Origin of the sequence: Pseudomonas sp. p106 (assembly GCF_003936645.1) — a bacterium.
GTDB lineage: Bacteria > Pseudomonadota > Gammaproteobacteria > Pseudomonadales > Pseudomonadaceae > Aquipseudomonas > Aquipseudomonas putida_E.
Genome location: NZ_RHQR01000001.1, coordinates 383,840 through 405,281, shown reverse-complemented (window position 1 = coordinate 405,281; position 21,442 = coordinate 383,840). Strand labels below are relative to the sequence as shown.

At 64.0% G+C, this 21,442-nt stretch carries 21 protein-coding genes and 2 pseudogenes; 18 read left to right on the top strand and 5 right to left on the bottom strand.

Annotation, left to right across the window (positions count from 1 at the left end):
• Positions 1–395 precede the first annotated feature (395 nt).
• Positions 396–527, top strand: a pseudogene (locus EGJ09_RS26905) (DUF2345 domain-containing protein); the annotation flags it as partial.
• Between the two features lie 101 nt (positions 528–628).
• Here EGJ09_RS26905 and EGJ09_RS02085 read toward each other — a convergent pair.
• Positions 629–922: a hypothetical protein gene (locus tag EGJ09_RS02085; protein ID WP_125923084.1), complete on the bottom strand. Its 294-nt coding sequence runs from the start codon at positions 920–922 to the stop codon at positions 629–631.
• 130 nt (positions 923–1,052) lie between these two features.
• Here EGJ09_RS02085 and uvrA point away from each other — a divergent pair, with 130 nt between their 5' ends.
• From uvrA to EGJ09_RS02065, 4 genes are all read left to right on the top strand, one after another.
• On the top strand, positions 1,053–3,569 hold the full coding sequence (gene uvrA, locus EGJ09_RS02080; RefSeq protein ID WP_125923083.1) for an excinuclease ABC subunit UvrA: 2,517 nt from the start codon (positions 1,053–1,055) through the stop codon (positions 3,567–3,569).
• Positions 3,570–3,686: 117 nt separating this feature from the next.
• A complete protein-coding gene (locus EGJ09_RS02075) occupies positions 3,687–5,336 on the top strand; it encodes an MFS transporter (protein WP_125923082.1) in 1,650 nt (549 codons plus the stop codon).
• Complete coding sequence (locus EGJ09_RS02070; RefSeq protein ID WP_125923081.1) at positions 5,333–6,466, top strand: HlyD family secretion protein; 1,134 nt, start codon at positions 5,333–5,335, stop codon at positions 6,464–6,466. Before EGJ09_RS02075 ends, EGJ09_RS02070 begins: the two co-directional genes overlap by 4 nt.
• Positions 6,467–6,594: 128 nt before the next feature.
• Entirely contained in the window at positions 6,595–7,227 is a 633-nt protein-coding gene (locus EGJ09_RS02065) for a hypothetical protein (protein ID WP_125923080.1), read from the top strand.
• A 35-nt stretch (positions 7,228–7,262) separates the two neighbouring features.
• Here the strand turns inward: EGJ09_RS02065 and EGJ09_RS02060 are convergent, their stop codons facing one another.
• Complete coding sequence (locus EGJ09_RS02060; RefSeq protein ID WP_046787642.1) at positions 7,263–8,138, bottom strand: AEC family transporter; 876 nt, start codon at positions 8,136–8,138, stop codon at positions 7,263–7,265.
• A 532-nt stretch (positions 8,139–8,670) separates the two neighbouring features.
• On the opposite strand from EGJ09_RS02060, the gene EGJ09_RS02055 reads away from it, so the two are divergent.
• From EGJ09_RS02055 to EGJ09_RS02030, 6 genes and pseudogenes are all read left to right on the top strand, one after another.
• Entirely contained in the window at positions 8,671–9,963 is a 1,293-nt protein-coding gene (locus tag EGJ09_RS02055; protein WP_115274974.1) for an MFS transporter, read from the top strand.
• Positions 9,964–10,074: 111 nt separating this feature from the next.
• Positions 10,075–10,386 carry a hypothetical protein gene (locus tag EGJ09_RS02050; protein ID WP_125923079.1) on the top strand — a complete coding sequence of 104 codons (312 nt, stop codon included), beginning with the start codon at positions 10,075–10,077 and terminating at the stop codon, positions 10,384–10,386.
• A gap of 48 nt (positions 10,387–10,434) precedes the next feature.
• Entirely contained in the window at positions 10,435–10,986 is a 552-nt protein-coding gene (locus tag EGJ09_RS02045; RefSeq protein ID WP_125923078.1) for a YbhB/YbcL family Raf kinase inhibitor-like protein, read from the top strand.
• Positions 10,987–11,030: 44 nt separating this feature from the next.
• Complete coding sequence (locus EGJ09_RS02040) at positions 11,031–11,702, top strand: bifunctional 2-polyprenyl-6-hydroxyphenol methylase/3-demethylubiquinol 3-O-methyltransferase UbiG (protein ID WP_125923077.1); 672 nt, start codon at positions 11,031–11,033, stop codon at positions 11,700–11,702.
• 200 nt (positions 11,703–11,902) lie between these two features.
• Entirely contained in the window at positions 11,903–12,739 is an 837-nt protein-coding gene (locus tag EGJ09_RS02035; protein WP_012314347.1) for a bifunctional allantoicase/(S)-ureidoglycine aminohydrolase, read from the top strand.
• A gap of 89 nt (positions 12,740–12,828) precedes the next feature.
• A pseudogene (locus EGJ09_RS02030) lies at positions 12,829–13,428 on the top strand (START domain-containing protein).
• A gap of 6 nt (positions 13,429–13,434) precedes the next feature.
• Here EGJ09_RS02030 and sodC read toward each other — a convergent pair.
• A complete protein-coding gene (gene sodC / locus EGJ09_RS02025; RefSeq protein ID WP_125923076.1) occupies positions 13,435–13,950 on the bottom strand; it encodes a superoxide dismutase family protein in 516 nt (171 codons plus the stop codon).
• 206 nt (positions 13,951–14,156) lie between these two features.
• Here sodC and EGJ09_RS02020 point away from each other — a divergent pair, with 206 nt between their 5' ends.
• The 3 genes from EGJ09_RS02020 to EGJ09_RS02010 all read left to right on the top strand — a co-directional run bounded on the left by EGJ09_RS02020 (position 14,157) and on the right by EGJ09_RS02010 (position 16,840).
• On the top strand, positions 14,157–15,074 hold the full coding sequence (locus EGJ09_RS02020; protein ID WP_046787648.1) for an AEC family transporter: 918 nt from the start codon (positions 14,157–14,159) through the stop codon (positions 15,072–15,074).
• A gap of 48 nt (positions 15,075–15,122) precedes the next feature.
• Positions 15,123–15,734: a cell wall hydrolase gene (locus tag EGJ09_RS02015; RefSeq protein WP_125923075.1), complete on the top strand. Its 612-nt coding sequence runs from the start codon at positions 15,123–15,125 to the stop codon at positions 15,732–15,734.
• Between the two features lie 254 nt (positions 15,735–15,988).
• Positions 15,989–16,840: a CAP domain-containing protein gene (locus EGJ09_RS02010; RefSeq protein ID WP_046787650.1), complete on the top strand. Its 852-nt coding sequence runs from the start codon at positions 15,989–15,991 to the stop codon at positions 16,838–16,840.
• Here EGJ09_RS02010 and EGJ09_RS02005 read toward each other — a convergent pair.
• Positions 16,807–17,802 carry a GlxA family transcriptional regulator gene (locus EGJ09_RS02005; protein ID WP_119688966.1) on the bottom strand — a complete coding sequence of 332 codons (996 nt, stop codon included), beginning with the start codon at positions 17,800–17,802 and terminating at the stop codon, positions 16,807–16,809. The two genes, EGJ09_RS02010 and EGJ09_RS02005, sit on opposite strands and share 34 nt — an antisense overlap.
• Positions 17,803–17,908: 106 nt before the next feature.
• Between EGJ09_RS02005 and EGJ09_RS02000 the strand changes: the two genes are divergently transcribed.
• From EGJ09_RS02000 to EGJ09_RS01985, 4 genes are all read left to right on the top strand, one after another.
• The gene (locus EGJ09_RS02000) at positions 17,909–18,520 is read left to right on the top strand and encodes a LysE family translocator (protein ID WP_125923074.1); all 612 of its coding nucleotides are present in this window, start codon (positions 17,909–17,911) and stop codon (positions 18,518–18,520) included.
• Between the two features lie 98 nt (positions 18,521–18,618).
• Positions 18,619–18,972: a cupin gene (locus EGJ09_RS01995; RefSeq protein ID WP_125923073.1), complete on the top strand. Its 354-nt coding sequence runs from the start codon at positions 18,619–18,621 to the stop codon at positions 18,970–18,972.
• Positions 18,973–19,013: 41 nt separating this feature from the next.
• Positions 19,014–19,658, top strand: a complete 645-nt coding sequence (gene alkB, locus EGJ09_RS01990; RefSeq protein WP_125923072.1) for a DNA oxidative demethylase AlkB — start codon at positions 19,014–19,016, stop codon at positions 19,656–19,658.
• A gap of 113 nt (positions 19,659–19,771) precedes the next feature.
• Positions 19,772–20,494, top strand: a complete 723-nt coding sequence (locus EGJ09_RS01985) for a ribonuclease (protein WP_115274981.1) — start codon at positions 19,772–19,774, stop codon at positions 20,492–20,494.
• Positions 20,495–20,584: 90 nt separating this feature from the next.
• On the opposite strand, the gene EGJ09_RS01980 is transcribed toward EGJ09_RS01985, so the two are convergent.
• Positions 20,585–21,436 carry a CsgG/HfaB family protein gene (locus EGJ09_RS01980; protein ID WP_046787657.1) on the bottom strand — a complete coding sequence of 284 codons (852 nt, stop codon included), beginning with the start codon at positions 21,434–21,436 and terminating at the stop codon, positions 20,585–20,587.
• Positions 21,437–21,442 lie beyond the last annotated feature (6 nt).

Here is a 21,442-nt window from a genome sequence, read left to right as displayed (position 1 = left end):
AGCATCTTTTCACACCACGGCGTAACGTTCCCTTTTGCCAGCGCTTCAGCAATCAGCCCGATATCGTCAGAGACATATGCTGCTACTTCGGGATCCTGGGTGACACGATACGTCTGTTTAAATGCGAACTCCCTCAAGGCAGAGATAGCAGCCTCATCATCAGCATCCTGATAATTCAATCCTTGCACCGCATTGAATGCATCAATCCAACATTTATCAAAGGGTGGCTGATCTCGCTTCCCGAGAATAACTTCCCAATTCTCGACACCCGCGACAACTGATTCAAAATAACCATTTTCTTGAATCATATTCCTAAGTGCAATCAGGCCTTCCATACAACCAACTCCGTTTAGCACCACGTTTTTGACATTAAAACTCAAAACGATAACAAAATCCGGGGCAAGACCCCGGGTTACCAGAAGCCGCTGCTGGTCGCCTCCTCCCCGGCCGACATCGCCACCGCCACCCCGCAGGATACCCACCTGCACAGCGGCAAGCACCTGACCGTGAGCACCGGTGAGGACGTTTGGAGCTGAATGCAGTGGACGGTGGTCCTGGGTATCGCAGCGACGCACAAGCCCTTCAGTTCTGGGACAGCGTGACGAGCAGCCTCAAACGCCTGTAGCAATCACCCTTCCACGAACAGCAGCCCGATCGTGAACAGCATTTGCCCCCCCAAGGTCCAACAGAGCCATCTGGGGCGGCGCCCAAAAAGCCAGACCACGGCGTTCAGTACCAAGGTGATCACGTTGGTGAGCCAAAGGAACGTCAAAGCCCACATGACGGAGGAGCTGCCAATGAGCATGGGGGCGTGACCGCCTGAGTCGAGCGCCACATACAGGGAGAACAGCACGCCCACAACGGCGATACTGATGGATGTGAAACCGATGCGGCGAGCCAACCGAGATTGCAAAAGCGTCATGCGCGGGCGCTGCCCCTTGAAAAGGGCACAGTCTACCCAGAAGCACCCACTCCACAAACAAAAGCACGTACGCCCTTGGCAATGGAAATCCTGTTAACTTGAGCTTGAATCCGCCGCCAAGGACCGCCCCATGCCACCACGCCACCCCACCCCGCCAGGCTTCATCCGCGTACGTGGCGCCCGTGAGCATAACCTCAAGAACATCGACGTCGACATCCCCCGCGACGCCTTGGTGGTATTCACCGGCGTCTCTGGCTCAGGCAAGTCCTCGCTGGCCTTCTCCACCCTCTACGCCGAAGCCCAGCGCCGCTACTTCGAATCGGTCGCGCCCTATGCCCGGCGCCTGATCGACCAGGTCGGCGTGCCGGATGTCGACGCCATCGAGGGCCTGCCGCCAGCCGTGGCCCTGCAGCAGCAACGCGGTACCCCTAGTGCGCGCTCGTCGGTGGGTAGCGTCACCACCCTTGCCAGTTCGATCCGCATGCTCTACTCCCGCGCCGGCAGCTACCCGGCGGGCCAGCCGATGCTGTATGCCGAGGACTTTTCGCCCAATACGCCCCAGGGCGCCTGCCCCGAATGCCATGGCCTGGGCCGGGTTTATGAGGTGACCGAGGCGACCATGGTCCCCGACCCGTCGCTAACCATACGTGAAAGGGCGGTGGCAGCCTGGCCAATGGCCTGGCAGGGGCAGAACCTGCGCGACATTCTCGTGACCCTGGGCTACGACGTCGACATCCCCTGGCGTGAATTGCCCCAAGAGCAACGCGACTGGATCCTCTACACCGACGAGACACCCACCGTACCGGTGTATGCCGGCCTCACCCCGGCGCAGACCCGCACCGCGCTCAAGCGCAAGCTCGAACCCAGCTACCAGGGCACCTTCAGCGGTGCCCGGCGCTATGTGATGCACACGTTCATGCATTCGCAGAGTGCGCAGATGCGCAAACGCGTCTCCCAGTTCATGCGCCCCAGCCCTTGCCCGCTGTGCCAGGGCAAACGCCTGAAGGGTGAAGCGCTGGCAGTCACCTTCGCCGGCCGCGACATCGGCGAGCTGTCGCGCCTGCCGCTGCAGGCACTGGCCGAGGTGTTGCGCACAGTGGCGGCGCCCGGTTACCTGGAGCAGCATGAAGACACCCTGACGCTGGAAAAACGCCTGGCCGCACAGCGCATCGCCCACGAGTTACTGGAGCGCATCGCGCCGCTGATCGACCTGGGGCTCGGCTACCTGGCCCTGGAGCGCAGCACACCGACGCTTTCTTCGGGCGAACTGCAGCGCCTGCGCCTGGCCACGCAGCTCAACTCGCAGCTGTTTGGCGTCATCTATGTGCTCGACGAGCCGTCGGCCGGGCTGCATCCGGCCGACAGCGAGGCGCTGTTCGAGGCGCTGCAGCGGCTAAAACAGGCGGGCAACTCGGTGTATGTGGTGGAGCACGACCTGGACACCATGCGCAGGGCCGACTGGCTGATAGATGTCGGCCCTGCGGCGGGTGAGCATGGCGGGCAAGTGCTTTACAGCGGCCCGCCACCGGGCCTTGCACAGGTTGCGGCGTCGCGCACCGGCGCCTACCTGTTCGCCGGTCAACAGCCGGCCAGCCGCACGCCGCGCCCGGCGCAAGCCTGGTTGCGGCTTGAAGGCATTACCCGCAACAACCTGCGTGAGCTCAGTGCGCAGTTTCCGCTGGGCTGCTTCACCGCGGTCACTGGCGTCTCTGGCTCGGGCAAGTCGAGCCTGGTCAGCCAGGCTTTGCTGGAGCTGGTGAGTGCACACCTGGGCCATGCCGCACAGCCGGCCGATGCCGAGGAACAGAGCCTTGAAGACGCGCCCGAGCAGCCCAGCAGCGGGCGCGTGAGCGCGGGGCTGGAGTGCATCAAGCGGCTGGTGCAGGTCGACCAGAAACCCATCGGCCGCACGCCACGCTCCAACCTGGCCACCTACACCGGGCTGTTCGACCATGTGCGCAAGCTGTTCGCCGCTACCGAGCAGGCCAAGGCCCTTGGCTACGATGCCGGGCGCTTCTCGTTCAACGTCGCCAAGGGCCGCTGCGCGACCTGCGAGGGCGAAGGCTTCGTCAGTGTCGAGCTGCTGTTCATGCCCAGCGTCTATGCGCCCTGCCCGACCTGCCACGGCGCACGCTACAACCCCCAGACGCTGGCCGTGACATGGCAAGGCATGACCATCGCCCAGGTACTGCAATTGACCGTCGACCAGGCGCTTGAAGTGTTTGCCGAACAGCCCCCGGCCCGGCGCTGCCTGCAGGTGCTGCAGGACATCGGCCTGGGCTACCTGCGCCTGGGCCAGCCGGCCACCGAGCTGTCCGGCGGCGAGGCGCAGCGCATCAAGCTGGCCACCGAACTGCAGCGCACCGCCCGCGGCGCCACGCTGTATGTGCTGGATGAACCCACCAACGGGCTGCACCCGCAGGACATCGACCGCTTGCTGGTGCAGCTCAACCGCCTGGTCGACGGCGGGCACAGTGTGGTGGTGGTCGAGCATGACATGCGCGTGGTAGCGCAGAGCGACTGGGTGATCGACATTGGGCCGGGGGCCGGGGAGGCGGGGGGCACGGTGGTGGTGAGTGGTACGCCTCGGGATGTTGCGGGGTGTTGTGCAAGCCGCACAGCCGAGTTTCTGGCCAGAGCCCTATAGCGCCTGTACTGGCCCTATCGCCGGCAAGCCGGCACAAGTACCCCGCTGCTCTCAAGCTCAGCGCAAACCCAGTGAGCCGGCTTGCTGGCCGTAGGGCCTGTGGGTACAGTCTGCGCCATGGATAAATACACCCCTCACCAGTGGCTCCCGCACGAAAAGCCGAGCCTGCCCGGTTCCCCTTCCACGCCCTTGCATACCCCGGCCAAACGCCTGGCCTTCGGTGTGGTCGGCCTGCTGGTGGCGATCACCGGCGGCCTGGGCAATGCGCTGGTCACCGCCAACCTGGTGTTTCTGCAGGGTGCCTTGGGCGCAACCACCGCAGAAATGGCCTGGCTGCCTGCCGCCTACGTGATGACCAACGTGTCGATCAACCTGCTGCTGGTCAAGTTTCGCCAGCAGTTCGGCCTGCGCGCCTTCACTGAAGTGTTTCTGGTGCTCTATGCACTGGTCACCTTCGCCCACCTGTTCGTCAACGACCTCAACTCGGCCATCGCCGTACGGGCGGCCCATGGCATGGTGGGTGCCGCGCTGAGTTCGCTGGGCCTGTACTACATGATCCAGGCGTTCCCGGCGCAGTGGCGCCTCAAGGCCATGGTGCTGGGCCTGGGTGCCTCGCAGCTGGCCCTGCCGCTGGCACGGATTTTCTCCGAAGACCTGCTGCAAATCGCTGAGTGGCGCGGCCTGTACCTGTTCGAACTGGGCCTGGCGCTGGCCGCGCTGGGTTGCGTTCTGCTGCTCAAGCTGCCCCCGGGCGACCGCTTCAAAACCTTCGAGCCGCTGGACTTTCTGACCTTCACCCTGATGGCCGGCGGCACCGCCCTGCTCTGCGCCGCCCTGTCGCTGGGGCGCATCGAGTGGTGGCTGGAGGCGCCGTGGATAGGGGTCGCCCTGGCAGCATCGATCGCCCTGGTGTTCAGCGGCCTGGCCATCGAGCACAACCGCCAGAACCCGCTGTTGATGACGCGCTGGCTGGGCAGCGGCGCGATCATCCGCCTGGGCTTGTGCGTGATCCTGATCCGCATGGTCACCTCCGAGCAGTCCACCGGCGCCGTGGGTTTTCTGCAAGTGCTGAACATGGGCAGCGAGCAGATGCGCACGCTGTACTGGGTGATGCTGCTCGGCGCGGTGGCGGGCCTGGCCAGCAGCGCGCTGACCATCAGCCCCAACCACCTGGTGCTCCCGCTGTTGATCTCGTTGCTGGCCATGGCCACCGGGGCGTTCATGGACAGCAGTTCGAGCAACCTCACGCGGCCGGCGCAGATGTACCTGAGCCAGTTTTTGCTGGCCTTTGGCAGTACCTTCTTCCTCGGCCCGTCCATGGCCCTGGGCATCAGCCACGTGCGCGCCAACCCGCGCAACCTGGTGAGCTTCTCGGTGCTGTTCGGCATCTGCAACAACCTCGGAGGCCTGATCGGCGCCGCGCTGCTGGGTACCTTCCAGACCTGGCGCGAAAAATTCCATTCCAGCCACCTGGTCGACCGCCTCAGCTACCTCGAACCGCTGGTCAACGCCCGCGTGCAAAGCGGTGGCGGTGGTTATGCCGGCATCCTCGCCGACCCGGCCCTGCGCAGCGAGGCCGGGCTGCGCGTATTGGCCAACGCGGCCACGCGTGAGGCCAACGTCATGGCCTACAACGATGTGTTCATGCTGATCGGCAGCATCGCTATCCTCACCATGATCTGGATTTGCATCCGCGGTTCCTGGCTGTGGTACACAGCCCGCCAGGCCGCTTCACCCGACTCCACCAGCGGTACTGCCAACCGATGACCGACCAAACCCGCACAACCACCACCACTGCCCTTGCCGAAACCCCGGAAGGCGCCGCACCGCCCAGCGAACCGACCAGCCCGGTACGCACGCGACGGGTGCGCATCCTGTCTTCGGTCATGTTCGCCTGCGTGGCCCTGGCCGGCATCCTGCTGGTGCTCTATGCCTGGCACCTGCCGCCGTTCGGCAGTGCCATAGAAAGTACCGAAAACGCCATGGTACGCGGCCAGGTCACCATCATCGGGCCGCAACTGAGCGGCTATGTGGTCGATGTGCCTGTGCATGACTTCCAGTTCGTCAAGGCCGGCGACTTGCTGGTGCAACTGGACGACCGCATCTACAAACAGCGCCTGGCCCAGGCCATCGCCCAACTGCAACAGGAGCAGGCGGCGCTGGCCAACAACCTGCAGCAGCGCAATAGCGCCGAAGCCACCATCGCCCAGCGTCAGGCCGCCATTGGCGATGCCAAGGCCCAGGCGGACAAGGCCCGCGCCGATCTTGGCCGCAACCAGGCGCTGGTCAGCGATGGCTCGGTGTCGCGCCGCGACCTGGACGTTACCCGCGCCAGCCAGGCCGCCGCCGTCGCCACCCTCGCCCAGGCCAAGGCCGCGCTGGCCATCGCCCGCCAGGACCGCGAGACGGTCATCGTCAACCGCGCCGCGCTGGAGGCCTCGGTTGAAAACGCCAAGGCTGCCGTGGAGCTGGCCCGCATCGACCTGGACAACACCCGGGTCACTGCGCCGCGTGATGGCCAACTGGGGCAGATCGGCACCCGCCTGGGCGCCTACGTCAACTCCGGCGCACAACTGATGGCGCTGGTGCCCGATACCGTGTGGGTGATTGCCAACATGAAGGAAACCCAAATGGCCAATGTGCGCATCGGCCAGCCGGTGACCTTCACCGTGGACGCCCTCAACCACCTGAAGCTGCGGGGCCATGTGCAGCAGATTTCACCGGCCACAGGCTCCGAGTTCGCCTTGCTGCAGGCCGACAACGCCACCGGCAACTTCGTCAAGATCGCCCAGCGGATACCCGTGCGGATCACTGTCGATGCCGACCAGCCAGCGGCGAGGCGCCTGAGCCCAGGGATGTCGGTGGTGGTGAGTATCGATACCCGTGATGAAAAATGACTGGCCCCGCGCGGGGTGAATCTGAGAACCGCGTCGAGATGCCGTCCTGCCACGATTGCGCCGCTCTAGCCCGTGGGTTCTAATTCTGACCCACCGGTTTTATCTTCGCCATCCAAGGACGCTTGATCATGTACAGGAAGCTCGTACCGCTGGCGCTGCTGGCCACTCTGGCCGGCTGCTCGGACACCACGGACACCAGCGAAACCCATTTCCAGAAAGCAGCGCAGGCCTACCTCGACACCCAGTACCCCCATTGCTTCGTGATCACATCTTTCCCCGCCAAGACCCAGGACTTCGATACCAACGGCACCAACAAGGCGCTGCATGCGCTGGCGCAAGTCGGCGTGGTCAGCGAGAAGGAAATCTCCCGCACCGAAGTGCCGGAACGTCTGTGGCAGCCGGCACGCACCGACATCTATTACGCCTACGACCTTACCGCTGAAGGCCGCAAGTACTACAAGGCCGATGCGCAGAAGATGCTCAACGGCAGCACCCGCGGCGGGCTGTGTTTCGGCAAGGCGCAGGTCACTGCGATCGAGCGTTTCACCGAGCCGGGTGAAGTGATGGGCCAGACGATTTCCAACGTCACCTATGCCTACACGATCACCGGCCTGCCAGCCTGGGCGGCTGACAACGAAGTGCAAGCGAACATCCCCCCGCTGCGTGAGGCCTTTGCCACCAACCAGACCCCGGCCAGGGAGACACGGGCGATGGTGCTGACCAACAAGGGCTGGGTGCACGAGCGCCTGTTTGATAAATGAGGGTGCCTACCGGCCCTTTCGCGGGGCCGGTCCCGTCACAGCCACCAGGCCAGCACCAGCGGTAACCAGGCAAACGACAGCACTGTCGAGCACATCACCAGGTTGGCCACCTGCTCCGGCTCACGGTTGGCGCGCACTGCCATCAGGTAGTTGAACACCGCCACCGGCATGGCCGACTGCAGCATCAGCACCGCGCGCTCCATCTGCTCCAGCCCCAACGCCATGCCCACTGCCCAACCCACCGCCGCCCCCAGCACGATGCGCAGGCCGCCCAGCACCAGGCCGCTGCCAATGTGCTGCGCGCGGATGCTCGCCAGCGATACACCCAGGGTCAGCAACATCAGCGGGATCGACATGCCACCGAGCAGGTCTGCCGTGTTGGCCAGCCAGCGCGGCAGCTCGAAGTCCAGGAAAATGATCGGCATGGCCCCAGCCAGGCTGATGACGATGGGGTTGCGCAACAGCGCCTTGAACGAGGCCGCCGTACCGGCGATGGCCATGCCGAGGGTGAACTGCACGATCGACAGGGTAAGGAAGAACGCTACCGCCAACGCCAGCCCATGCTCGCCGAAGGCGTACAGGCTGATGGGCAGGCCCATGTTGCCGGTATTGGGGAACATGAACGCTGGCATCAGCACGCGCCAGTGCTGGCCCGAGGCGCGACACACCAGCCAGCCGCCCAACGCCATCGCCAGCGTGCACAGCAGGCAGGCCATTGCCATGCTGGTGAAGGCTGCCGGGTCCAGTTCGGTGCGGCTGAGGGTCGACAGCACCAGCGAAGGGGTGCCCACCGTCATGACCATGCGGGCGACGAACGCGGTGGGGTAGTCCAAGCCCTTGCGGGCCCAGGCGTAGCCGATGCCGGCGACGATGAAGACCGGGGCCAGAACGGCGAACAGTGAAGCGAGCATGGGGTAGGCCTTCCTTGGAGCGTTTGGGCGACAGTATGCCGCAGCCTTCAACATCGCGGGGTTGCTTTGCAGCCCTATCGCCGGCAAGCCGGCACAGGGACAGCAGTATGCTTGGGATCACGCTGTCGGGGTGGGAGCTGGCTTGCCAGCGATTGGGCTGCAAAGCAGCCCCACACAATGTCGGCTCCAGACACAAAGCCGAAGTATTCCGACCTGCGGCGTCCTGTCGCACTCTACACCCCCTTGGGCAAACCCCTCGCAGGCCGTAGAATCGCGCCTCCTTTTCGCCCGTCGCCTTGAACGGTGGCAACCGGCAGCAACGACAGAGTCCAAGCCTGACCACATGCCCGTCCATGTGAAATAGGCTCAACCGACCCCGCCCGGCCCAGCTCTTTGTGCGGCCAGCGGTTGAGTCTTGCCCAGGTCGCATCCAGCCCAGGCACACCCGTGCAGCCTTGCGGCCCTCATTGGGCCTGTTTGGCGTGCGCGTTCGAAAAGGCGCTCCCAACCGCCACTCCAACTTGAGGTTTGTATGTCTGCGCGTTTGCTGGCCATGGCGCTGGCGCCCCTGCTCGGGCTGTTCATCATTGCCCTGGGCAACGGTTTCATGTCTTCCCTGACTACCCTGCGCCTTGGCGCTGCCGGTGAATCGGCAACGATGATCGGTATCGTCTCGTCGAGCTACTTCCTGGGCCTGACCCTGGGCGCGATCTTCAACGACCGGCTGATCCTGCGCATCGGCCATATCCGCGCCTACTCCAGCTTCGCCGCGCTGATCGCCGCGACCATCCTGCTGCAGGGCCTTTTCTACGACACCACCTGGTGGTCGATCCTGCGCCTGATCAACGGCTGGGCGGCGGTCGGTGTGTTCCTGGTGATCGAGAGCTGGCTGCTGCTGGCGGGCGACGCGAAAATCCGCGGCCGGTTGCTGGCCCTGTACATGATTGCCTTTTACGGCGCCGGGGTGATTGCCCAGGCCGGTTTGGGCGAAATCACTCACCTGGGTGACAGCGCTCCGTTCATGCTGGCCGGCATGCTCGCCGCGTTGTCGGTGCTGCCGATCGTGATCCTGCCGCGGGTATCGCCGCTGCTGGACCAGGTCGAACCGTTGAAACCGCGCCAGTTGCTGGGTGTGGCGCCTTCCGGGCTGGTCGGCTGCTTCGGCTCGGGCGTGGCCATTGCCGGGATCTACGCCTTGCTGCCGCTGTACCTGCAGCGCATCGGCCTGGACGTGGGCGAAGTCGGCAACATGATGGCCTGGGTGATCCTCGGCGCCATGCTGCTGCAGTATCCGGTGGGGCGCTGGTCCGACCGCAAGGACCGCCAGGATGTGCTGATCGCGCTGGCAGCGCTTTGCGTGGTGCTGTCGCTGATCACCGTGTTCCTGCCGTCGCAGTCATCGTTGCTGCCGGTGATGCTGTTCCTGCTCGGTGGTGGGGTGTTCACGCTGTACCCGGTGGCGGTCAGCCATGCGGCCGACCGGGCCCCGTCCGATGCGCTGGTACCGATGATCCAGGGCCTGCTGCTGATCAACTCGCTGGGTTCGGCCATGGCCCCGCTGGCGATTTCGCCGGCCATGACCGAGTTTGGCGAGGCGGGGCTGTTCTGGGCCTTTGCCGTGGTCAACCTGGGCATGGTGTGCTTTTTCCTGTGGCGCCGGGGCAAACGCCCGGCGGCGGAGCACCCGGCACCGTTCACCGCCTCGACCACGTTCTCGCCGACCGGCGCCGAACTGCGGGTGACCGAAGACCTGAAGCAGGCGGCGCAGGAGCACCCGCCGCTGGAGCCGGCAGAGGCTCAGGCCTCAGGCGTCAACGCGCACTGAACCCAGGGGGCTGCAGGGCACCCCTGATGGTGACCGCCCGTCGCCCCAAGGGCACCCCACCATCACTGGCCAGCCAAACGAATGACAGATCATCCGCACAGGAGATTCGCCATGATCCGCATTCGTCCCCTCCCCCTGCTCTTCACGCTCGCCTTGGGCCTGGGCTCGGCCACCAGTTTCGCTGCTTCCGATACCTCGAACACCAACACCGACACCTACCCGAAAACCGACCAGCAAGGCGGCAAGACTGCCGGTGAGGGCAGCAGCGTCAACAGCCCCGGCAGTAGCCAGGACAACGACAGCGCCGACACCGGTGGTGATGCGGCCGATGGCGCCGCAGGCGGCTCCAACAGCACTGGTGAAGCAACGGGGTCTGGCGCCGGGCGTACCGGCGGCACCGCCGAAGACCAGGACAGCCGCTGACAGCAGCCTGGGCTACACTGCGGCGAGTCGCCCTGCCAAGGAATTGCCATGAACCTCAAACCCTGGCTGTTCGCCGCGCTGCTGCCCTGCACTGCACTGGCCGCGGGCAGCGGCTCCGGTGCGCTGTCGATCAGCTCCGCGTCTTTCACCGATGGCGGCGTCATCGCCCTGCAGCAGGTCGGGCCCGACCCGGCCTGCGGTGCTGGCGAGCAGCGTTCCCCGCAGTTGAGCTGGGCGAACTTGCCTGCCGGCACGCGCTCGCTGGCCTTGGTGATGTTCGACCCGGACGGCGGCAAGGGTATCGGGGTGGTGCATTGGGTCGCTTATAACATCGACCCTGAACTGGGTAGCCTGGAAGAAGGCAAGTACGCCTTGACCACCAAGGGTGTGACCGTGGGCCGCAATTCGCGCGGCACCCTCACCTACCGCGGGCCGTGCCCGCCAGCCGGGGATAACCCGCACCACTATGCGTTGACACTGATAGCGACTGACATACCCATCGGCGTCTTGCCCGAGGGGCTGGACCGCAATGGTCTGATGGAGTTGCTGCAAGGGCATGCCTTGGGTGCGCAGAGCCTTGTTGGCCGGTATGGACATTGAGGTTGAAGGCGCCGGTTTTTTCGCAGGCAAACCCGGAGGCCACCATGCCCTCACCTGAAACAGCCCTGCGCCTCAGCTGGCAGCAAAACGCCAAAACCTGGATCGAAGCCGTGCGCAGCGGCGCCATCGAAAGCCGCCGGCAAGTTACCGATCAAGCCATCCTTGTGGCCATACTCGGCCGCCAGCCCGAACATGTTCTCGACCTGGGCTGTGGTGAAGGGTGGCTGCTGCGCGCCTTGGCCGAGCGTGGTATCGACGCCACCGGGGTGGATGGCGATGCTTCGCTGGTCGAGGCGGCACGGGTAGCCGGCTCGCCACAGGTGCACCTGGCAAGCTATGAGCAGCTGTGCAATCGCGCGGTCGAGATTGGCAGCGGTTACGACCTGATCTGCAGCAACTTCGCCTTGTTGCAACAGGACATCATCCCCCTGCTGGCGGCGCTTGGCGCACTGCTGGCACCCGGCGGTGCGCTAGTGATCCAGACACTGCACCCTTGGAGTGAGGCGCACGGTGATTACCAGGACGGCTGGCGCGAAGAATCGTTTGCCGGTGTTGCCGGCAAGTGGCAGCCGATGCCCTGGTACTTCCGCACCCTGGCCAGCTGGTTGAACGCGCTGGAAATGGCAGGTTTCAGGTTGGCGAGCCTGCAGGAGCCGCAACACCCACAGAGTACAGGGCCGCAGTCATTGCTACTGGTGGCTGAGCGGGTTGATTGACTGTGCCGACAGCCCGGGGGAAACCCTGGGCAAGGGCAAGCACAGCGTAGCGGCCTGGCATTCAGCAACCAAATACCGAGCATTCCAACATTTAATTTGTGGATGTGTGGGGCTGGCCCCTATGCTGTCAGTGCATCCCCTGCACGCACCGGCCGGTGTGGTCCAAGGCATGGGGAGAGAACAACAAGTCGAGATCGTTCATGTCGAATCACTCCTACTTCGCCCCCCACGGTGGGCACCCGGCTCAAACCGAGCTGCTGACTGACCGTGCAATGTTCACCGAAGCCTATGCCGTCATCCCCAAAGGCGTGATGCGTGACATCGTCACCAGCCACCTGCCGTTCTGGGACAAGATGCGCATGTGGGTCATCGCCCGCCCACTCACCGGCTTTGCCGAAACCTTCGCCCAGTACATCGTCGAAGTGGCCCCGGAAGGCGGTAGCGAGCGTCCTGAACTGGACCCCAATGCCGAAGCTGTCGTATTCGTCGTCGAAGGCGAAATCGACATCACCGTCGAAGGCAAGCACCACACCCTGGGCCAGGGCGGTTACGCATTCCTCGCCCCGGGCGCCGAGTGGAGCCTGCGCAACAACAGCAAGTCCAACGTCACCTTCCACTGGCTGCGCAAGCACTACCAGAAGGTTGAAGGCCTGGACATCCCTGAGTCGTTCGTCACCCACCGCGACAACGCCACCGTCATCGAAATGCCGGGTACCGAAGGCCGCTGGGTCACCACCCGCTTCGTCGACATGGCCGACATGCGCCACGACATGCACGTCAACATCGTGACCTTCCAGCCGGGCGGCGTGATTCCGTTCGCTGAAACCCACGTCATGGAACATGGCCTGTACGTGCTGGAAGGCAAGGCGGTCTATCGCTTGAACCAGGACTGGGTCGAAGTGGAAGCGGGCGACTTCATGTGGCTGCGCGCATTCTGCCCGCAAGCCTGCTACGCAGGCGGCCCAGGCAAGTTCAGCTACCTGCTGTACAAAGACGTGAACCGTCATGTGCACCTGACGCTGAACCCGCAGCGTTAAGCCCTGAATGCTGTAGCAGAGCCCGCCACCTGGCGGGCTTTGTGTTTGCCGCACATACTCAAGGGCCTACCCACTTCGCGGTGCACGCCATGAACCGCAGTACCCTGTTTGCTGCCCTGTTGGCCTTCACCTGCGTGCAAGCTGCTGATGACTGGAGCCTGGCTTACGACCGCGAAGGCATTCGCGTGTACCTGCGCGGCGTGACCGGCTCACCCTATCAGCAGTTCCGCGGGGTCAGCACCATGCAGGCCAGCGTGCGCACCCTCACCGACCTGCAGGAAAATCTACGTGTCGCCTGTAAATGGCTGTATGCCTGCGCGCAGATGCGCCTGCTGGAAGTCGCGGGCGACAGCACCTGGGTCTACCTGACCACCGACTTGCCATGGCCTACCCTGCCGCGCGACGTCATTCTCAAAGTCACCAGCGAACGGCTCGACGACGGCACCCTGGTACGCCACTTGAGTGCCGAGCCGAACAAGTTGCCGGAGCAGCCGGGGCTGATCCGTGTGTAGCACCTGAGTGGCGAGTGGGTCATGAAGCCGCTGGGCGAGCGCACGACCGAGGTGACCTATCAGCTACAGGCCGATCCGGCCGGGGATGTGCCAGGCTGGCTGGCCAACCGCTTCGTGGTGGATGCGCCGGTAGTGACGCTGCGCACCCTTCGGGCCGTGGCCGAGCGCCAGCCTTGAGGCAGCCTACTGAACCACCCCGCAAGCGACCCGTGCACCGCCGCCACCGAGCTTCTCGGGGTGGTCACTGTGGTTGTCGCCCCCTGCATGCACCATCAGCGCGTGCCCTGTGAAGTCCGAAGCCTTCAGGCGTGGCGCCAGTACCGGGTAGGTGGCCTTGCCATCTGCGCCCACATACAGCGCCGGCAGGTCGCCGCGGTGGCCGCTATCGTCGTAAGGGCCCTTGTGTGCATTGGTCGAGTCCGGATCCCAGTGGCCGCCCGCTGCACCTGCAGGCACAGGTTTGCCATTTTCCTCGGCAGGTGCGCAAGAAGGCTTCTGGTGCAGGTGGAAGCCGTGCACACCCGGTGGCAAGTCTTTGAGGTCCGGGGTGAGCACGGCGCCGTACTTGCTCTGCTCGATGCTGACGGTGCCGATCACTTTGCCCGGGCCGTCCGCGGCGGCCAGCTTCAGTTCCACGGTCTGCGCTGCCTGGGCGAGGCCGGCCGAGGCCAGCAAGGCGCTGAATACCAGTGCTTTCATGATGTATCTCCATGGTTTGAGGTGAGCGGGTGTCATACCCACATAACAGGTGGGACTGCACAGGTTGGCAGGCATTCAATCCAGCCACAGAATGAAATACTTCCTACCAGAACCGGTCAGCGTATTCTGCAAAGCCCAAATAAGCGTTTTTACCAACCCGCCAGCCGCGCTAACCTGTGGCCGTTACCCGGCCACGGACCCCGCCCATGCTCCACCTCCTGCTGACCACGCTGGCTCCCATCATCCTGCTGATCGCCCTGGGCACATTTTTGCGCGTACGCGGTTTTCTGGCTGAAACCTTCTGGCCTGGTGCTGAGCGCCTGAGCTACTACGTGCTGCTGCCATCGCTGTTCCTTCATGGCCTGGCCACCGCCAACCTGGACGGGGTGCCGGTGCTGGGCATGGTCGGCGTGCTGATGCTCTCTACCTTGCTCGGCGCCGCGCTGCTGGTGCTGTATCAAGGTGCGGTGAACCACGATGGCGCAGACTTCACCTCGGTGTTCCAGGGCGGCGTGCGGTTCAACAACTATATTGGCGCCACCCTGGCCGCCGGGCTCTACGGCAGTGCGGGCATTGCCCTGGCGGCGGTGGCGAACGCCGCCATCGTGCCATTGGTGAACCTGCTTTGCGTGCTGGTGTTCGCCCGTTTCAGCGCACGCCACAGTTCCCCGGTCACCGTGCTGCGGGCGATCTTCGCCAACCCGTTGATCGTGGGCTGTGCTGGCGGGCTGCTGCTGCGCGTCACCGGGTTGGGGCTCCCTGCCGGCATCGAGCCTACAGTCAAGGCGCTAGGCCAGGCCGCCCTGCCCTTGGGCCTTTTGTGTGTCGGCGCAGCACTGGGCGGCGCCAGCGTCGGCCAACAGGTACGCCCGCTGTTGGCGGCTTCGACGTTCAAGTTCCTGGTCATGCCGCTGACCACCTGGGGCCTGTGCCGCCTGCTCGGCCTGAGCGGCCAGGCGGCGGTGGTGGCGGTGCTGTTCCAGGCATTGCCTACAGCATCGTCGTCCTATGTCATGGCGCGGCAAATGGGCGGCAACGCACCGTTGATGGCGACCATCATCGCCTTGCAGACCGTGGCCGCCGCGGTGACCCTACCCTTGATGTTAATGCTTTCGCTCAATTGAAAACGCTTGGCTAGACTGAGGATCAGCAAACACTTCGGAACCTGGACCATGCGCCTATCGTGGATGGTGATCGGCTTCACCTCGGCCCTGCTCGCAGGCCCATTGAATGCCGCCGACACTGCCAAGGCCACTGTTGCCGAGGAAAAGGCCGAGGTGCTTGAAGAGAAGGTGGCCGACGATGCGCCAGCACCGAAAAAAGCCGAAACCCTGACGCCCAGTGAAGTCAAGGCAGTCGACCCCGCAGGCCAGGCGCCGCTGGACGACAGCATCACCTGCCTGGCACGCACGATCTACTGGGAAGCCAAAGGTGCCGATGAAAAAGACATGAGCGCTGTGGCCAGCGTGGTGCTCAACCGCCTTGGCAAGGACGGTTTCCCCGACACCATCTGTGGTGTGGTCAAGCAAGGGGTTGAAAGCAAGTCCTGCCAGTTTTCCTGGTGGTGTGACGGGCGCTCCGACCAGGTCGAGGAGCCGCAGCGCTACGACATCGCCAAGGAGATCGCGCGCAAGGCGCTCAACCAGCAGCTCAAAGACACCACCGGCGGCGCGCTTTACTTCCATGACCGCACAGTGCGCCCCGGCTGGGCCAAAGCCTACCGCAGGACCGCCCAGACAAGGCTCTTTCTGTTCTACAAACCCAACCCGGCGTTGGCGCGCTGAGCCGGGTGACTGTTGCGCAGCCCCTGACACCGGCGAACGTTTGCACACAGCGCGCAGTCAAACTCAAGCCCCGACAATGATGGGCAACGCATCGCACTTTTCAGGCAACCCGCGGTCTACCACCTCTTTTGTCGCCTGCAAGCCATTGCTGGTGTTTTGTTTTCATTGCTTTGCACGACACCGGGCCAAAAGCCTTGGGCTTGTGTAGGATGAGCAGCGCATACCAAGACGCTGCCAGTCACAGGGAGATCCACATGCGCGTCCTGTCATCCGTTGCCGCCTTGTCGTTAAGCCTGGCCGTTTCGACTTCGAGCCTGGCTGCCAACGGCGAAGAGGCGCAACTGATCGATTCGATCAATGCCTACCGCAGCCAGGCCCAACCCTGCGGCGATGGAGCATCGCTCGAGCTGCCGCCGCTCAACAGCGACACCCGCCTGGCGCTGTCGCCCGAAGGTACGCGCGACCTGCAGCAGGCCATGACCCGCGCGGCCTACCCCATGGTCAACGTACAGGCGATCAGCCTGTCCGGCCCGCGCGACGCCCGCGCCGCGATGCATGCCATCCAGGAAAGCTTCTGCCAGGTGGTGCTCGACCCGCAGTTCGTCGACATTGGCGTCAGCCAGGAAGGCCGCGACTGGCGCATCGTACTGGCGCGCCCATTGCTCAGCGGGCGCCTGGGCGACTGGCAGGCAGAGGGGCAAAATGTGCTGCAGGCGATCAACGCTGCGCGCAAGGCACCGCGACAATGCGGCGGCCAACCCTTTGCCGCGGCACCCGCGCTTGGCTGGAGCACCGCGCTGGCGGGGGTGGCGGCCAACCATACACGGGCCATGGCCAACCAGAATTTCTTCGACCACATCGACCGCGACGGCCGCACGCCGGGTGACCGTGCTGAACTGGCCGGCTACCTGTACCAGCAGATTGGCGAGAACATCGCAGCCGGGCGTGACTCGGCACAAAAGGTGGTAGATGGCTGGCTGGCCAGCCCTGGGCATTGCGCAACCTTGATGAACCCAGACTTCCGCGAAATGGGGGCTGCCTATGCAGTGGACCCCAAGAGCGATGCGGGCATCTATTGGACGGCGTTGTTCGGCACGCCGCAATGAGCCGCTTTGCGTAGCGCCTGCGCCGTGCAACCAAAGCGCTGTCGCACGCGCCTGCCCAGGTAACTGGCATCTCCAAGCCCTACTTCCTCGGCAATCTGCGCCAGGCCATGGCTGGAGTTGCACAGCCGCCAGCGGGCCTGTTGCAGGCGCATTTCCAGCCACCAGGCCTTGGCGCTCATGCCGTGGCTGGCCTGGAACTGGCGGTCCAGTTGCCGCCGGCTGATCCCCAGCTCTGCCGCCAATCGCTCGATGGACAGGCGCGCCCCCATATGGTGGCGCATCAACGCCAGCGCACGCTGCACCTGGCGCCCTTGCCCTGCGCCGGCCTCCAGCGAGCGCAGGGCATGGCGGCTGTCACGGGTCTCATCCACCAGCATGTCGGCCAACCCCTTGAGCGCGCGAGCGCGGCCACAGGCCTCTGACAACAGCGCCACCGCCAGGTCGATGGCTGCCGTGCCACCGGCGCATGTAATACGGGCCCCGTCGATGCAGTACAGCTGCTCGCGCAGTACCTGAAGGTGCGGGAACAATGCGCGGAACTCGGTTTCGTGACGCCAGTGCACAACCACCCTGTGCGCCTCCAGCAAACCACAGGCCGCCAGCAGGAAAACCGCGTTGTCGACGCCGACCAATTTCACCCCAGCCCTGGCTGCGCGCTTGAGCAGGCTCTTGTAGCGAGGAGCCAACCCGGCAGTTGCCTGCGCGTTGCGGCTGCCGAACAGCACCAGGTAATCGAAACCCTCCAGCGCCAGCGAATCGGTAATCGCCGCCACTTGCACCACCGCGCCGCTGCTGGAAACCACAGGCTCCCCGGTCAGCCCGCCGAGTGTCCAGCTGCAGTAGCGCTGGCGGCTGTAATCTTCGTCATCGGCGCTGAAACGCAGCTTGTCCAGAAATGCGCCAAAGGGCAGCAACGCGAAATCCGGCAAGGGCAGGATCAGCAGGCGAATATCGGGGGCCATGCGAGGATGTCCAGAAAGTACCTTCGAATGTCCAGATCATACCCTGCCCCAGCCACGCCGTCGCTTAGACTGGACACCTGAACACTGATCGAAAAAGGCGCGTTGCATGGCTCTGGATACCTGGCTCATTTACCTGCTGGCAAGCATCGGCCTGTCGCTGACCCCAGGGCCGAACAGCTTGCTGGCGTTGACCCATGGCGCGCTGTATGGCGCTCACCGTACCTTGTTCACCATCGTTGGCGGTGTGTTCGGCTTCAGCGCGCTGATCGCCCTGGCCATGTTCGGCCTGACGGCCCTGCTGCAAACGTCAGCGGCATTGCTGACGGTATTGAAGTGGGTAGGTGGCGCCTACCTGGTGTGGTTGGGCATTGCGCTCTGGCGCAGCCCGCCCTTGCACCTTGAAATGAACACGCGCCCCGCGCAGCTGAGCAATGCCGGTCTGTTCCGCCAGGGCCTGCTGTCGGCCATGGCCAACCCCAAGGTGCTGCTGTTCTATGGCGCATTCCTGCCACAGTTCATCGACCCGCAGCGCGGCTTGCTCACGCAGTTTGTGATCATGGCCGCCACCTTCGCCAGCGTGGAGTTCGTGGTCGAATACCTGCTGGCTCGGTTGGCGTTCCGTATCAGGCCTTGGCTGGCCAAAGCTGGCAAGGGTTTCAATCGGTGCTGCGGGGGCTTGTTCGCGTTGATCGGAGTGGCGTTGCCTTTCGGCCGATAAATCTCAGAAAATCCCTACATTCGAGATAGGTGGTCAAGAAGCGCGCGACCTTTCGATCCAGTCCATAGTGAAATACCTCCCATACAGCGAGATGCGCTATGACACCTGCCAACGTGCTGACCACCCTCCCACCGTGTGACCCTGCCACACCGGAACGGGTCGATGACCTCCTGCAACGCCCGGGCCTGCGTATCGAGCGCATTGTTTCAAGCGGCCAGTGCAGCCCTCCCGGGTTCTGGTACGACCAGCCCGAAGGCGAATGGATCGTGCTGCTGAGCGGCAGTGCCGGCCTGCGCCTCGAGCATGAGCCCTACACACGGCTGCTTGCGCCGGGTGATTGCCTGGACATCCCGGCCCATTGCCGCCATCGCGTGGAATGGACCGCACTAGGTACCCATACCGTGTGGCTCGCCGTGTTCTATAGCAGTGAAAAACCCTGGCCTGCCTGCTGAGCGGGTTAGAATGGCCACACACATCCCTCGACATCACGACCATGATCCAGTCCGATCTCGACCTGTTCGGCCCCCAGCCACAACGACTGGCCAGCCACACCGTGCTGTTGCCCGGCTTTGCCCTTGCGCAAGTCGAGCGGCTGCTCGACGCTCTGCGCCCTGTGCTTCGCGCAGCCCCCTTCCGGCACATGCGTACGCCTGGTGGGCTGCACATGGCGGTGGCCTTGACCAACTGCGGTTCGCTGGGTTGGGTCAGCGATGCCAAGGGCTACCGATACAGCCCGACCGACCCCGTCAGCGGCGAACCTTGGCCAGCCCTGCCTGAAGCCCTGCTTGACCTGGCCGGGCGTGCTGCGGCCGCGGCAGGCTTCGACGCGTTCATACCTGATGCCTGCCTGGTCAACCACTATCTGCCCGGTACCCGCCTGAGCCTGCACCAGGATCGCGACGAAGCGGACTTCGGCCAGCCGATCGTGTCGGTATCTCTGGGGTTGCCGGCGGTGTTCCTGCTGGGTGGTTTCCAGCGCTCGGACAAGACCCGGCGAATAGCGTTGAGCCATGGCGATGTGCTGGTCTGGGGAGGTGAGGACCGGTTGCGCTTTCATGGCGTACTGCCGATCAAGCCGGGCGTGCATCCGCGGATGGGTGAGCGGCGGATCAACCTGACTTTGCGCAAGGCGGGGTGATGCAGTCAAATAGCCACCCGACATTTTTGCCAGTAGACGCGCGCCCTCCTGTTCCCGGTTAATTGGGCTGACGCCGCCACTACCAGAGCGGCCTCGTTCAAGGGAGTGAACCCATGCGCATGTTGATCACAATCCTGCTAGTGCTGACCCTCTTCGGGGCAAGCCGCGTCATGGCGCTCGATGCCAATGAAGAGGCCTATGCCGATGCGCCGCCCGCCAAGTACCTGGTCTACTCCGTCACTTGGCAACCAACTTTCTGCATCATGCGGCCCTCAACGCCAGGCTGTGACCAGGCACCGCAACGCTTTCTCACCCACGGTGTCTGGCCCTACAGCGAAAGCATTGGCAACCTCACCAATCGTCACCCCCAGTACTGCACCAAGTCCCCTGACTGCACCAACGGCGAAGCCTGTGCAATGAGGGCCGATGAGATGAGTGCAGTGCTTGCCAACAAAGCCCTGCGGGACATCGTTACCCGCGAGCCCAAGGGTATGTTGGCGCATGAATGGCAAAAACACGGCACCTGCTCGGGCAAGGATATGCAGGCGTACTTTCAGGACTTCGTCGACTTGAGAAAGGTGGTCAGTTTTGACAATGACGCGTTCCAGGCGATGGTAGGGCACGCTACCGAGTTTTCGAAGATTCGCGAGGTCTTCCCTGAGAACACGGCGTTCAGATGTTACCGGGATAAGCAGGGTAAGCAGTACCTGCATGAGGTGTTCTACCTGATCGACGAAAAAGGGAACCCGTATAGGGACGAAACCAACCTGCAGATCGGCGTTCAGTGTGAAGCGCAGAAAACATGGATCCCGGAGCCTGCCAAGGCGACGTCCTGAAGGCAGGCTGTACGTGGACAAGGATGGCACCTCGAGGTACAGCGCGCTCGGACGCCGCTGTACCGGCGAGGGACGATCTCGTCTCCATGGTCATTGCGCCTGAGACTGGCTCAGGTACTTGTCCACCCCAGCCTTGCCATCCCCTGCATCCCCCGCCACCTGCCACAACCGCCGCTCGATCCCCTGTGCCAGCAAATGCCCTACCGCCGACTCGATAGCCGACAGCACGCACAACTGCGCGGGTTCGTTGGTGGTGTAGCCCACTTCTGCTTCGAGCAGCTTCTTGAACTCGATGAACTTGAACACCCCGGCGCTACGCCCCACCGAGTAGATGGTCTTGCTGGTCATCACGTTGGCCAGTACCTGCCCGGTGCGTACGTCCACCGCCCGCAGGTTGACCGTGACCTGATCGACCCGGTACTCGCGGGAGATGTCGATGCCCAGGTAGCGTGCCCCTTCCCCGCCGCTGCGCACATTGGTGTCGTAGGCGATGATGCCGCCTTCGAGCATCAGGTTGGCCGCTTGCAGCGGCGGCAGCTCGGTCTGGATGTTCTCCGGTACGTCGGCCTTTTTCTGCGAGGCGCGGATGATCTTGCGTTCGGTCAGCAGGTTCTGCAGGCCTTCACGCTCCAGCACCACGAACCAGCCGCTGGCATTGAGGGCATCCATCAGCATGCTCGCCGCCCCTTGGGTGACACTGGTGGAAAACGAGCTGGCCGGGGTCGGCTTGTATTGCCCGGTCTGGTCGCGGAAGCCATACACCACCGCCATCAGCCGGCCCTTGGGCCGTGGCATGTTGATCAGGTCGTAGTAAGTCGACGCGCGCGGGGTCAGGGTCGGGCTTTCCGAGTCCTGTTCGGCCGACATCGGTTCGCGCAGGCCGCAACCTTGGAGGCCTTGCAGGGCGGCGAGGATCAGCAAAGTGCTCAGCAGACGTTTCATGGTGTT

Coding starts and splice junctions, on each gene's coding strand:
- EGJ09_RS02085 (WP_125923084.1), bottom strand. CDS start 922: ATGACGCTTTTGCAATCTCGGTTGGCTCGCCGCATCGGTTTCACATCC.
- uvrA (WP_125923083.1), top strand. CDS start 1,053: ATGCCACCACGCCACCCCACCCCGCCAGGCTTCATCCGCGTACGTGGC.
- EGJ09_RS02075 (WP_125923082.1), top strand. CDS start 3,687: ATGGATAAATACACCCCTCACCAGTGGCTCCCGCACGAAAAGCCGAGC.
- EGJ09_RS02070 (WP_125923081.1), top strand. CDS start 5,333: ATGACCGACCAAACCCGCACAACCACCACCACTGCCCTTGCCGAAACC.
- EGJ09_RS02065 (WP_125923080.1), top strand. CDS start 6,595: ATGTACAGGAAGCTCGTACCGCTGGCGCTGCTGGCCACTCTGGCCGGC.
- EGJ09_RS02060 (WP_046787642.1), bottom strand. CDS start 8,138: ATGCTCGCTTCACTGTTCGCCGTTCTGGCCCCGGTCTTCATCGTCGCC.
- EGJ09_RS02055 (WP_115274974.1), top strand. CDS start 8,671: ATGTCTGCGCGTTTGCTGGCCATGGCGCTGGCGCCCCTGCTCGGGCTG.
- EGJ09_RS02050 (WP_125923079.1), top strand. CDS start 10,075: ATGATCCGCATTCGTCCCCTCCCCCTGCTCTTCACGCTCGCCTTGGGC.
- EGJ09_RS02045 (WP_125923078.1), top strand. CDS start 10,435: ATGAACCTCAAACCCTGGCTGTTCGCCGCGCTGCTGCCCTGCACTGCA.
- EGJ09_RS02040 (WP_125923077.1), top strand. CDS start 11,031: ATGCCCTCACCTGAAACAGCCCTGCGCCTCAGCTGGCAGCAAAACGCC.
- EGJ09_RS02035 (WP_012314347.1), top strand. CDS start 11,903: ATGTCGAATCACTCCTACTTCGCCCCCCACGGTGGGCACCCGGCTCAA.
- sodC (WP_125923076.1), bottom strand. CDS start 13,950: ATGAAAGCACTGGTATTCAGCGCCTTGCTGGCCTCGGCCGGCCTCGCC.
- EGJ09_RS02020 (WP_046787648.1), top strand. CDS start 14,157: ATGCTCCACCTCCTGCTGACCACGCTGGCTCCCATCATCCTGCTGATC.
- EGJ09_RS02015 (WP_125923075.1), top strand. CDS start 15,123: ATGCGCCTATCGTGGATGGTGATCGGCTTCACCTCGGCCCTGCTCGCA.
- EGJ09_RS02010 (WP_046787650.1), top strand. CDS start 15,989: ATGCGCGTCCTGTCATCCGTTGCCGCCTTGTCGTTAAGCCTGGCCGTT.
- EGJ09_RS02005 (WP_119688966.1), bottom strand. CDS start 17,802: ATGGCCCCCGATATTCGCCTGCTGATCCTGCCCTTGCCGGATTTCGCG.
- EGJ09_RS02000 (WP_125923074.1), top strand. CDS start 17,909: ATGGCTCTGGATACCTGGCTCATTTACCTGCTGGCAAGCATCGGCCTG.
- EGJ09_RS01995 (WP_125923073.1), top strand. CDS start 18,619: ATGACACCTGCCAACGTGCTGACCACCCTCCCACCGTGTGACCCTGCC.
- alkB (WP_125923072.1), top strand. CDS start 19,014: ATGATCCAGTCCGATCTCGACCTGTTCGGCCCCCAGCCACAACGACTG.
- EGJ09_RS01985 (WP_115274981.1), top strand. CDS start 19,772: ATGCGCATGTTGATCACAATCCTGCTAGTGCTGACCCTCTTCGGGGCA.
- EGJ09_RS01980 (WP_046787657.1), bottom strand. CDS start 21,436: ATGAAACGTCTGCTGAGCACTTTGCTGATCCTCGCCGCCCTGCAAGGC.